The sequence below is a fragment of the Pedobacter jeongneungensis genome, assembly GCF_039538295.1.
Classification (GTDB): domain Bacteria; phylum Bacteroidota; class Bacteroidia; order Sphingobacteriales; family Sphingobacteriaceae; genus Pedobacter; species Pedobacter jeongneungensis.
Genome location: NZ_BAABBY010000009.1, coordinates 248481 through 260986, shown reverse-complemented (window position 1 = coordinate 260986; position 12506 = coordinate 248481). Strand labels below are relative to the sequence as shown.

The window sequence follows — 12506 nt, the reverse complement described above, 5'->3', positions numbered from 1 at the left end:
CCTCTCACCTTTCTGCCCTCTACCTTCCATCCTTTTTCACTTTAAACAATTTAAAATCCTGTTTATAGGTCAAAAAGAACGAGTGATTAAACTGAAGTTGTTTATCGGTATGATCGAGGTCGATATGCGGTTCGAAACGCACATCAAGGTATAAATGTGGGATCAGTTCTTTTTGGTAAGCATAACGCAGTGAAACAATGTTCCTCGAGCTCTGCCTCAAGCCCGGACTATACAAATTATCGGAGACTGATTCGTACAGCGGCATCCCCTTAATCGAAATAAAGTTATTGCCCTTCCAGTAAGAAGCAACCAGGCTTCCCCATTTACTTTCTACCCCGGCGTTTAACCACAAGCCAAAACCGCCCTGGTAAGCCCTTCTTTTATCCGGCGAAAAATCTTTATAAACCGCTATGTAATTATCGGTATATACTTGTTTAATATTGGTGTTAATGTCTTTATGTAATTTGATACCCGTTGCACCGTTAAACATGGTCGTAATCGGAATTTCTTTTAAAACGTCAATTTGTCCGCCCTGATGGAAAGCCAAAAACTGTGCTGGAATACTTAATTTCCAATCGTCGTTTTTAATTAAGAAACTTTCGGTTGATAAACCACCAATGATTTCTTCTTTGGCAGGATCACCTTTATAAATCATTTTCTGCCAGGCAATCCAGGCATCCAAGGTAAATTTCTTACGTTCTACCAATAATTGCGTTCCATATTCAATCGGCGTAGTGATGGTTCTTTCGAAATCGTATAATGGCTCAATATATTTATGCTGAATATTTCCTTCTAAACTACCAAAAATCAAAGTAAGGTTTCGCTTGTGGTATTTAACACTGAACAAAGGTTTAGCATCAGAAATCCCGTTTCTTCCAAAATCCTTTCTAATAAAAGCCCCTGCGGTAATGGCCAGATTAGGGTGTGCATAATAAACAATTTGCGGTTGCAACTGCGTTCCGTACAAGGTATAGCCATCATGAAAATCGTTGGTGTACTCGTAATTGCGGACGTAGTTTAAATTGTAAAAGTTGAAGTGAACTTCGTTTGTTAAACTGCTATCAGGGCGAATCCGGTTTTCAAAAGCCGATTGATTGAACTGGGCAGAAGCAAAATAAGAACTAAAAAGAAAAGTTATTAAGAGTAAGGTCTTTTTCAGACCTGTAGTTATAAACATGAGCTTGGATTTTATCGCCCAAATTTAGGATAGTTTTTTATTAAATTATCAAGTACCGGTTATCAAGTATCAGGAGGACTGTACAAGTTGACGAAAAGCAAACAATGAGCACAGTTTCATTTTGCTTTAGTCATTCAGCTTTTAACCTATTTTCTCAAACGATAGTTCTTATACAGCTTAACAGCAATCATAATGGCCATGGCTACACCCATGATACCGATTAGGCCATAAATCCAGTTAATTGCATTTTTTAAGATCACTACAAATACAATTGCGATCATAAAAATGGTAGCCAGCTCGCGCCATAACCTCAATTGGAAACTAGTTAGCTTGTATTGGTTATTTTTAAGCTGCTTAACAATGTTTTGGCAGATAAAATGATAAATGAGTAAACCAACCACAAAACCCAGTTTAACCCACATCCAATCCATTTGTAGCAAACCAGAATTTAAAGTTAGCATAGATGCACCGGCCAGAACAGAAATAATCATAGCCGGGGTTGCAATAATTTTCCATAAAGTAGCCTCCATTTTAACAAACTGTTTCTGCAGGATACTTTTTTCGGGTTCAGGTTTATCGTTTGCCTCAGTGTGGTAAATAAAAAGACTTAAAATATAAAATAAACCGGCCATCCAGCTGATCACAAACACAATGTGTACAGCTTTAAAATATTGGTAAAATGGCAATAGGGTTTCTATCATTTATAAAACTTAATACGAATCTAAAGAAATGGCTGTGAAGAGTGGTGAACAGTAAGTATTTCTACCAGATCAATCTGTTTATCGAAAAAATAAATGATACGGTAATTTCCTTCTATAAGTTCGCGGATTGATTCATGATCTCTTTCAGGAACTATTCTGCCCAGCTCCGGCATTTCCTTTAATACATTTGGTTTATTAAACAGCTTTTTGATTAACGCAGAAGTAAAACGATCAGAATATTGACTATGAAAATTTGCAATGTTATTTAAATCATCAATAGCAATTTCAGTCCAAACTATTTTAGCCATTTTTCTAATTTTTGCTCAGCCTGCTCTTCAGAAAGTACTTTCCCTTCAGCAACCTGTTGCAAGCCGGAATCAATTTTTTGAAGCAACAATATCCGCTCAATTAGTTCATCGGCAGAAAATTCATCTGGCATTTCTTTCAGTGCATCTATAATTTCTGTTTTTTTCATCAGAATATAATTTGTTTTTTGAAACTAATGATCTATTGTGAACATATCTTTCACTGATACTAAGTGATATGCCCGTCTGGTTTCATTTGAAAATTATTTTATACAAGATACAAATAAATCAGCAGACTATTAATACCTAAACTCCTTCACTACGTCAATTGCATATTTCACATTATCGAAAGGAATATCGGGCATAATACCATGACCTAAGTTGAAGATAAAACCTTCGGTACCGCGCATACGCTCGAACAACTTATGGATCTGTGCTTTAATTACCGCTTTATCGGCATATAAAATATGTGGGTCTAAATTTCCCTGAACCGCAATACCAGCTGGCAAAGCATTTTTAATGTTTAATAAATCAGCGTTCCAGTCAACCGAAATTACATCTGGTTTAGCTTCTGCCATAATCGGTGCAAAAACCGAACTTCCTTTACAGAATGAAATCACCGGGATGTCGTTTCTATTGAGGTTGGCAATAATTTCCTGAATATACCGGTGAGAAAACTCCTGATAATCATTCCATGATAAAGCAAGTGCCCAACTGTCGAAAATTTGGACAGCGTTAACGCCAGCCGCAATCTGAAGGTTAAGATAATCGGCTGTTACTTTTGCAATTTTCGCCAGAAGTTTGTGTGCTAATTCTGGTTGGTTATGGATAAAAAGTTTGGTTAATTTGAAATCTTTAGAAGAACCTCCTTCAATTAAATAACTCATTACTGTAAAAGGTGCACCAGCAAAACCAATCAATGGAATTTTGTTGTCAAGTCGCTGTTGGATCACTTTAATCGCATCAGCTACATATTGTAACTCATCTAAACAATCAACATTTAGGTTTTCAATATCCTGAGCCGTGCGTACAGGATTTGCAAATTTAGGACCAACGCCCTGAGTGAAACTTAAATCACCACCCATAGCCTCTCCGGTTACCAAAATATCACAGAATAAAATCGCCGCATCAATATCCAGCAAATCAACCGGCAACATCGTTACATCAGCCGCAATCTCAGGAGTTTTGCACATCTCTAAAAAAGAGTATTTGTTTTTAATTTCCCAATATTGTGGCATAAAACGGCCTGCCTGGCGCATCATCCATACTGGTGGACGTTCGGTCTGTTTTGAAAATGCTGCGTCTAAAAATAAGTTATTCTTCATGATTTGTATTTGGTGTCGCGTTATCGTCACCCTGAATTCATTTCAGGGTCTAACTAAGAAAGATGCTGATCCCGAATATTCGGGACAGCATGACGACCGGGCTAAAATTTAATTTTGCAAAGGTATGAATAAAAAAAAAACGAAGTACCTTTTTATCGCTAAACTGGTGCTTCGTTTGTTCAAAATGACAATTTTAATATTATATTTTGCTTATTTCTCTTTCAATTTTAACAATAATGTCTTTCGATCGTTGCGTTTCAGCTAATTCTTTTGCCAGTTTGGTATAAGCTTCTGCCCTTTCCCTGTCTTTTTTTCGCAAAGCCAGGTTAGCCAAATGAATCAGTACATACGATTTCTCATTTTTACCGCCCACCGGAAAACGACTGGCCAATTGAAAATGATATTCGGCTTTATCGTAATCCTGTTCTTTCAAGGCCATATTGCCTTGCATAAATTCGTAATAACCCCTCCGGCTTTTTGCTAAACGTACTGGTTTAGCTACCTCGGCCAACAAAGCTTTTGTTTTACCAAATTCGTTATTTTTGAAATGTTTCGATGCCATTAACACCGAACTATGCTTAAAATGACTCCAAATAACAAAGGCAAATAATACACCGGAAACGGCAGCCAGCTGATATTGATTGTAAAAAACACAAACCAATGCAGCCAGCACAAAAACGGCCATTAAAGCATACCTGCCTTTATTATTGTACATTAATGACTATCGGTAAATTTATAACCTACACCACGAATAGAGTGGAAATAAACCGGATTTTTCTGATCTGGCTCGAAATATTTACGGAACGTTAAAATAAAGTTATCAATCGTTCTGGTTGATGGATAAACATCATAATTCCAAACCGTTTCTAAAATCTGTTCTCTTGAAACCGCATCGTTTTTACGCTCGATTAACAGTTTCAGCAACATCGTTTCCTTTTTGGTTAACGGTGTGATGGTGCCATCATCATGTTTTAATTCGAAAGAGTTAAAATAGATTGTTTTATCTCCGATTTTATAAGAGTTTAATTCTTTTAAATCATCAGATTTTAAACTGCGTTTAACCAAAATACCCACACGAAGAATTAATTCTTCTAAGTTGAATGGTTTAACCAAATAATCGTCAGCTCCTTTTTTCAAACCTAGAACACGGTCTTCTGAAGTGTTTTTAGCTGTTAAAAACATAATCGGAACTTCTGCATTCTCTAAACGGATTGTCTCGCAAACCTGGAAACCATCCATTTCAGGCAACATTACGTCTAAAATAATCAGATTAAAGCGTTCTTCTTTAAAAATTTTAAGAGCGGTTTTGCCATCTTTTACGGCGTGAACTTTATAACCCTCAAGTTCGAGGTTTAATTTGATAGCATCTAACAAGTGATCCTCGTCTTCTACCAATAGAATTCTTAATTTTTGTGACATAATTGAGATTAACTAAATGTTACTTCAAAAATACTTCCCTGAGGCAAATTGTCTTTTACTGTAATATCTGCATCATGGTATTGTAAAACCTCTTTCACAATAAACAAGCCTAAACCTGTTCCTTTCGCTTTTCTGACATTCTCGTTACCAACGCGGTAAAACTTATCAAATATCAACATTTTTTCGGCATCTGAAATACCCGGCCCTTTATCTATCACACTTAACTGAATATGCCCGTCTATCTTATTTAAATGCACATTTATCTCATCACATGGACTTGAATATTTTACCGCATTCTCGATTAAATTGGTTACCACTGACGATAAGGCAAATTTGTCACCCAATATCTGCAAATTTGGCTGAATTTGGGCGCTTATTAATTGTTCGTTGCCACAAGAGTGAACCTGAAGCCGATCTGTAATTTTATAAACCAGTTCTGAAAAATTAAATTCTTCTTTCGGAAAAGTGTAAGAACGGTTTTCGATCTTGGTGGCCAATAACATATTTTCGACCAGATCGTCTAACCGCTCAATATCTTTTAGTGAATTATTGAGCAGTGAAACCTGTCGTGCTTTATCCAGATCTCTTTTAACAATGGTTTGGATGGAAAGTTTGATTGCCGCCAAAGGCGATTTCAGCTCGTGTGTTATCGACATCAGGAAATTTTGTTGTTGCTCTCTTAATTTATCTTCACGTTTTAAAGATTGATGGAGAAAATATCCGCCGATACAAAGCAAAAATAAAAACACCGAACCTTCGCCCATAATCATTGTCATTCGGCTGGGCTGCAAACGCACAACCAATGTTCCCCACGAAATGAGCTGAACGAGTGCATAAAGCAATAAGGCGTAAAATATAATTATAGATTTCTTCATTTATCGATTTTTCCTTCGGGTTGATCACACAGATTTTTGGATGACACAGCTTGTTTTTCTTTCTGTTATTACGAGGCAGTAGCAATCTTAATGTTATAAGGTTTTAAAGCCTGGCGATTGTAATAGGATTGCTTCGTTCCTCGCAATGACGATCTTTTGAATAAAAACTTATTTCTTAAACACCAGATCCAGCGCTTCAAAAATAGCACGTTTCGCTTTCTCCAATTCGATCTTTGTGTGTGCTGAAGATACGAAACCAACTTCATATCCCGATGGGCCTAAATAAATTCCCCTGTTTAATAATTCGCGGTGCATCACTTTGAATTTTTCCATGCTACCCGCATCAATATCATCAGCCGACTGGATTTTATCTTTATCGGTAAAGGCAAACCAGAAGATAGAACCTATGGTAAACACCTTGAATTTATAATTACGCGCTGTTGCGAAACGTTGAATACTGGCTACAAATTCTTGTGCTTTATTATTCAAATCTTTATAAAAACCAGATTTATTTAATTCGGTTAAGGTTGCAATTCCTGCTGCCATGGCAACCGGGTTTCCTGATAAGGTACCGGCCTGATATACACCACCATCGGGAGAAATGTGTGCCATAATTTCAGCACGTGCACCGTACATACCTACAGGTAAACCACCACCGATAATTTTTCCATAAGTAACAATATCAGGTGTAATGCCATAATGTGCAGCAGCACCTTCAAAACCGATCCTGAATCCGGTAATTACTTCATCAAAAATTAAAAGGGAACCATTATCAGTAGAGATTTTACGCAAGAATTGAATATATTCTTCATCCTGCATAATTAAACCATTGTTTGCAGGGATTCCCTCAATAATTACCGCAGCAATCTGATCTTTAAACTGGGCATAAGCTTGCTCGATAGCCGTTTTATCATTTAAAGGTACCACAATGGTTTCTTCAGCAAAAGATTTGGGCACACCTGCAGAAGATGTTTCGCCAAAAGTAACCAAACCCGAACCTGCTTTAACCAAAAGTGAATCGCTATGGCCATGGTAACAACCCTCGAATTTTAAAATTTTATCGCGACCGGTAAAGCCTCTTGCCAAACGGATGGCCGACATTACGGCTTCGGTACCTGAACTGGTGAAACGAATTTTCTCTACAAAACGATTGTTTTTAATAATCAGCTCTGCCAGTTCATTTTCTAGTGCAGTTGGTGCGCCAAAGCTCATGCCGTTCTGCATTACTTCGGTAACCTTTTCGCGGATTTTAGGATTGTTGTGCCCTAAAATTAATGGTCCCCAGCTACCGCAGAAATCGATAAACTGATTCCCATCGGCATCCCAAATGTAGCAACCATCCCCTTTTTCGATAAAAAGAGGTGTACCGTAAACCGATTTAAAAGCCCTTACCGGTGAGTTAACCCCACCAGGGAAATACGTTTTCGATTTTTCGTACAACTCCGCTGATTTTACTCTCGAAATATCAGGTTTACTACCCGTATTTACCGGAATATCGGCTTCGTTGCCTGAAAACATTTTTTTTAATGAATCTAACATTTTTGTTAAGCTTAAAGCTGAAAGACTAAAGCTTAAAGCGAAAAGTAAAGCGCTAAGTAATGGCTTTAGTCTTTTGGCTTTAAGCTTTCAGCTCAAATTACATCCAGTTGTTATTTAAAATATCTTTAATATGGTAAGTGGTAATAATGCTTGCGCCTGCACGGGCAAAGGCATGCATGGTTTCCATTACTACTTTTTGTTCATCTATCCAACCGCGTTCTGCAGCAGCTTTTACCATCGAGTATTCGCCCGAAACGTTGTACACTGCAATCGGCAGATTAGTGTCTTGTTTTAAGCGCTGGATAATATCCAGATAAGCTAAACCTGGTTTCACCATTAGTACATCAGCACCTTCCTGTTCGTCTAAAGCAGCTTCACGTAAGGCCTCCAGCGGGTTTCTGAAATCCATCTGATAAGCTTTTCTATCGCCTTTACTTGGCGCACAATCGGCCGCTTCTCTGAAAGGACCATAATAAGCAGAAGCAAATTTAGTGGCATGGCTCATAATGGCTGCATTTACAAAACCATTTTCATCCAGCATGTTACGCATGGCTTCGATACGGCCGTCCATCATATCAGACGGTGCAAACATGTCGGCACCAGCTTCGGCATGCGTTAAAGCCATTTTAGCAATTACTTCAACCGTTTTATCGTTTTGAACGTAATCGTTTTCCAAAATACCGCAATGGCCGTGGGTAGTGTAAGAACAAACGCAAACATCAGTAATTACATATAAATCATCACCGAATTGTTTTTTGAGCTCACGAACCGCAGTTGGCACTAAAGAATGATCGTGATAGGCAGACTTCGCATCTTCCGATTTCTCATCGCCAACACCAAATAGCATTATTTTGTTAAGGCCTTTTTTCATTCCAGCCTCAACATCTTTTACCAGGGTATCAACCGAATAATGATTTACGCCTGGCATGGCATCAATGGCATGTGTAACATTAGTGCCCGGCACCACAAAATAAGGGTACACAAACATATCTTTCGATAACCGGGTTTCGGCTACCATCTCTCTCACTAAAGGATTTTTCCTTAATCTACGCGGACGGTTTAACATTTTTTCAAGTATTTAGTATCAAGAGCTGAAGTATCGACATTTTAGTATCGGGTATCAAAACTTGAATATCCTATATTTTTTTTCTTTCGGATTGATTACACAGATTTTTGGATTTCAGCTTAGAGTATCAAGATTTTAGTACCGGGTACCAAATCAGAAGTGTTTTAAATCCTAAAACTTTTAATCCTTTAACTTACATCCTAAATCCTCTACCTTACTTCTATTCCAAAAACTGCTTCGGCCAAACCAATTTCATCTGGTGAATACGGCAATGCATATTTCACGCCCATTTCGTCGAATTTTTTGCCTGTAGAGTTACCGATGGCAATTACCTGCTGACCGGGTTCCAATAAATTATCGGCGAAATAAGCATCTACATTTGATGGACTGGTAAAAATCAGCACATCGGCATAACTTTGATCGATATCTTCTTCGATTACGGTTTCGTAAATCGGCAGGTCGATGATTTTAGCATCAGCTGGCAACGATTTTTGGATCGATTGCAAAGAATCCTGTGCCCTTGGAAACAAGATCTGCTGACCGTTAACCAATTTTGCAAAATCTTCTGCTACCTCGGTAATATCACCACTTGCTCCAACGAAATCGGCAACATGGCCAAATTTGCGCAAAGCGTCTTCTGAGCCTCTTCCTACAACGCCAAACTTCGTTTTCTTTGGCAAGAGCGGCTTTAAATTAAAAAAATATTCAACGCTATTGCGGCTGCTAAAGAAAACCCAATCTATATGTTTTAAAATAAATTGATCTAAAACGGTTACTATCGGGAACGTACGGATTAACGAACGCCCTTCTATTTCTATATTATTATTTTCTAAAGCCCTGCGGAAATAACTGTGTTCGCCAATTTCGCGTGAGATGAAAACCTTAGCCGGTTTCTTTCTTTCTACATTAAATTTGGCCACAATTTTTTCTGCCAAACCTTCGGTAGTATCGGCACGCAAAAACAAACGCTCAGGAAAATCATCAGCAGTTTCTGCTTTTGAAGTCCAGATTTCGAATTTTCCGTTTTCCTTTTTGCAATAACAACCTAAAGGCATGTGGCAGCCACCTTCGAAAAGATTTAATACTTTACGCTCGACATTTACGGTCTCTGCAGTTTCGGGATCATGCAGTTTTTGAAGGGCATCAAAAAGCTCGGTATCATTTTCCCTGATCTGAATGGCCAAGGCTCCTTGTGCAGGTGCAGGAATAAACTCAGTAGTTTCGAGTTCTTCTACATGTAAATCGCTCACGTCAAGATTTAAGCGTTTAACACCTGCTTTTGCAATTAAAATCGCATCGTAATCTTCATCACGGAGTTTCTGGATACGGGTTGGTACATTTCCACGTAAATCTTCCACTTCCAAATCAGGACGCAAACCCAATAACTGCGCTTTACGGCGGTTGGATGAAGTACCTACCATAGCACCTTTTTTTAGCGAAAGTTTCTGCGAAACATCAACGCAATCTTTTAAAATCAACAGGTATTCACTCGCTTCTTCGCGTGGAGGCAAGGCGGCAATGGTTAATCCTGCAGGGTGTGTGGTTGGTAAATCTTTAAGGCAATGTACCGCCAGATCGATCGTTCCACCCAAAAGCTCTTCTTCAAGTTCTTTGGTAAAAAAGCCTTTGCCTTCCAGTTTATCCAATCTTAAATTCAGGATTTTATCGCCCTGCGTTTTAATGATTTTAATTTCCGCTTCAATTCCGATGGCCGCCAATTCATCTTTTATATGATTTGCTTGCCATAATGCCAGGTCGCTACCGCGTGTTCCGATGGTTAATTTCTTCACTATAAAGGTTAAATGAGTTGCAAATTTAATTTAATTAGTGGTTTATACCATGAATTGTTTAAAAATGAGACAGTGAGGTTACAGAAGGGATAATTTAAAGGATTTCTATGACATTAGGAGATTAATTTGTCATTCAGAGCGCAGCGAATCTGTAACCCGTAGGCATTGTCTTTAAACTCAACAGAAACAGGATCCAAATTAATTATCATGAACTTTATAGAATTGAACCATATAAGAAATGTAAGGCCATTTAAGCTCAGAAGCATGAAAGATACTTACACAGATTCAGGATGAAGGTAAGCGAGTGTAAGACTTGGAATTACAATTGATATTAAAAATTCCTTTCGAGAAATAAAAGATTCTTCACTGCGTTCAGAATGACAGAAAAAAAAATAATGAAAGGAAATTAAGCTTAGCTTTCTTTGCGGTTAGATTAGGATTGGTTAACCAGGATTTCTTTGGCCATCACCATCGGTACGCTGATGTATTTTTTCTCCATGTAATTCATCACACGTTCTAAAACTTCGCGTGAGGCATCATCCATCTGACTTATTTCATCGGCAAATACACCGTTGATAGCCGTATTTTTGATTTCTTTAATCTTTCTTGGCACTTCCTGCATCGCCAGTTCGATACGGCGTTGTTTTAAAACAGAGAAAAATTCGGTAATGTTGTTGCTGATGATTTCTTCGGCGTGTACCAGTTCGTTATAACGCTCCTGGATATTTTTACGGGCCACTTCTTTCAGCGATTCTACCTCGATGTAATGAACCAGGTTATTATGGATCACCGCAGGGGTAACATCATTAGGAATAGCCAGGTCTACAATTACCTTTTTACCGGTTTCGCCATTAAGCAATTTTGCATAAAGTTCTTCGGTTATAATGGCCTCGGTAGAACCCGTACAGGTGATAATTACATCAAAACCCTCATTAAAATCTTCAAGTGCAGCTAAGGGATAAGCTTTTCCGTTTAACTCTTCGGCCAAAGTTTCGGCTTTAGAAAGTGTACGGTTAAAAATCGAAAAGTTAGAGTATTTATGTTTGTTAAGGTATTTTGCAATGTTCTGGTTGGTTTCGCCGGCACCGATAATCAGGATACGTGAGTTGCCACACATATTTAATTCTTTTAATTTGCGGTAAGCCAATGAAACAACAGAAACCGGATTTTTCGAAATATTGGTATGGGTATAAACTTCTTTGGCCGTTTTAACTACCCGCTCCATAATCATCCGCATATAGTCACCGGTAAATCCGGCATCGCGGCAATTCTCATAAGCCCTGCGGATTTGGGCAAGAATTTCTTTTTCGCCAACCACCAAGCTCTCTAAAGAGCACGATGTTCTTAATAAATGGTTAAAAGCTTCTTCATTTTCATAAACAGAAACACTGTCTAGAAAACGCTCCATAAACTCCGGAGGCAGCCCCATATCTAAAACGGTAAGGAATTTAGTTACGAATTCTTTGTCGGTTTTCTCTTTGGTAAGAAAAACAAACTCTACGCGGTTACAGGTTCCGATGTAAAAAATTTCGCTAACGGGAAGTTCAGACTGAACATTTTTCAACCTGCTATCTAGACTTTGATCACAAATAACTAATTTCCCTAAAGATTTCAGGTCGATGTGGTGATGCGTAAAAGCTATTACTTTTAAATATTCCAAGTGCTTCCGTTATTAACTATTATCGGGATACAAAAGTAACATGGTGAAGGCATGTCACTGTCATTAACCTGTAATTTACATCAATTTAGAACGGTTTTAAATAGCGACCATTCTAAGATTAACTTAAAATATTGAACATGATAGACAGACCAATCTACACAATTTTTCTTTGGGTTTATGCCATCTTCTATGTTTTAGCAGGATGTAACCACTTTTTATCCACTGCAGTATATTACGGTATTATGCCAAAATGGTTGCCTGCACCTGGCTTTTTAATTTACTTTTCTGGAGTACTGGAAATGGTTTTCGGCTTTTTATTGCTGTTTAAAAAGACAAGAAAGCTTGCTGCGATACTGATTATACTCATGTTGATTGCCTTTATGCCTGCGCACATCTACATGATCCAGAAGGCACCGTTTATGCTCGGATCAATAGAAATTACGCCTCTTATTGCATGGTTAAGGCTGCCTTTTCAGTTATTGTTTATCGGCTGGGCATGGTATTATTATAAAAGGACAGTTTAATGTGTTTTCTTTTTGGAAAAGCAAAACCTGCATTTCATTTTTGGGTTAGTCCCGCTATTCGTTACAATCTTTTTAAACTTCTGTCATTCTGAGCACGAAGAATCTTTTCCATCGGTTGCAGATGA

13 protein-coding genes are annotated in these 12506 nt (G+C 38.0%); 1 reads left to right on the top strand and 12 read right to left on the bottom strand.

Annotated features, from left to right (window positions below; genetic code table 11):
* Nucleotides 1–19: 19 nt before the first annotated feature.
* The 12 genes from ABD769_RS18785 to hemA form a co-directional block, all read right to left on the bottom strand.
* Complete coding sequence (locus ABD769_RS18785) at nt 20–1177, bottom strand: hypothetical protein (RefSeq protein WP_344852902.1); 1158 nt, start codon at nt 1175–1177, stop codon at nt 20–22.
* Nucleotides 1178–1323: 146 nt separating this feature from the next.
* Nucleotides 1324–1878 (bottom strand): CopD family protein, encoded by a 555-nt coding sequence (locus ABD769_RS18780; RefSeq protein WP_344852901.1) that lies wholly within the window; start codon nt 1876–1878, stop codon nt 1324–1326.
* A gap of 20 nt (nt 1879–1898) precedes the next feature.
* Nucleotides 1899–2186 carry a type II toxin-antitoxin system RelE/ParE family toxin gene (locus ABD769_RS18775; protein ID WP_344852900.1) on the bottom strand — a complete coding sequence of 96 codons (288 nt, stop codon included), beginning with the start codon at nt 2184–2186 and terminating at the stop codon, nt 1899–1901.
* Complete coding sequence (locus ABD769_RS18770) at nt 2174–2353, bottom strand: hypothetical protein (RefSeq protein ID WP_344852899.1); 180 nt, start codon at nt 2351–2353, stop codon at nt 2174–2176. Before ABD769_RS18770 ends, ABD769_RS18775 begins: the two co-directional genes overlap by 13 nt.
* A 129-nt stretch (nt 2354–2482) precedes the next feature.
* On the bottom strand, nt 2483–3508 hold the full coding sequence (hemE, locus tag ABD769_RS18765) for a uroporphyrinogen decarboxylase (RefSeq protein ID WP_344852898.1): 1026 nt from the start codon (nt 3506–3508) through the stop codon (nt 2483–2485).
* A 199-nt stretch (nt 3509–3707) separates the two neighbouring features.
* A complete protein-coding gene (locus tag ABD769_RS18760) occupies nt 3708–4223 on the bottom strand; it encodes a hypothetical protein (protein WP_344852897.1) in 516 nt (171 codons plus the stop codon).
* On the bottom strand, nt 4223–4927 hold the full coding sequence (locus ABD769_RS18755; RefSeq protein ID WP_025146905.1) for a response regulator transcription factor: 705 nt from the start codon (nt 4925–4927) through the stop codon (nt 4223–4225). Before ABD769_RS18755 ends, ABD769_RS18760 begins: the two co-directional genes overlap by 1 nt.
* An 8-nt stretch (nt 4928–4935) precedes the next feature.
* Entirely contained in the window at nt 4936–5802 is an 867-nt protein-coding gene (locus ABD769_RS18750) for a sensor histidine kinase (protein ID WP_344852896.1), read from the bottom strand.
* Between the two features lie 168 nt (nt 5803–5970).
* Nucleotides 5971–7341, bottom strand: coding sequence for a glutamate-1-semialdehyde 2,1-aminomutase (hemL, locus tag ABD769_RS18745; RefSeq protein WP_344852895.1), 1371 nt, complete (start codon nt 7339–7341; stop codon nt 5971–5973).
* A 97-nt stretch (nt 7342–7438) separates the two neighbouring features.
* Nucleotides 7439–8407: a porphobilinogen synthase gene (gene hemB / locus ABD769_RS18740; protein WP_344852894.1), complete on the bottom strand. Its 969-nt coding sequence runs from the start codon at nt 8405–8407 to the stop codon at nt 7439–7441.
* Nucleotides 8408–8616: 209 nt separating this feature from the next.
* Entirely contained in the window at nt 8617–10197 is a 1581-nt protein-coding gene (gene hemC, locus ABD769_RS18735; protein WP_344852893.1) for a hydroxymethylbilane synthase, read from the bottom strand.
* A gap of 433 nt (nt 10198–10630) precedes the next feature.
* Complete coding sequence (gene hemA / locus ABD769_RS18730; RefSeq protein WP_344852892.1) at nt 10631–11857, bottom strand: glutamyl-tRNA reductase; 1227 nt, start codon at nt 11855–11857, stop codon at nt 10631–10633.
* A 137-nt stretch (nt 11858–11994) separates the two neighbouring features.
* Here hemA and ABD769_RS18725 point away from each other — a divergent pair, with 137 nt between their 5' ends.
* Nucleotides 11995–12381, top strand: a complete 387-nt coding sequence (locus ABD769_RS18725) for a DoxX family protein (protein ID WP_344852891.1) — start codon at nt 11995–11997, stop codon at nt 12379–12381.
* The last annotated feature ends 125 nt before the right edge of the window (nt 12382–12506 follow it).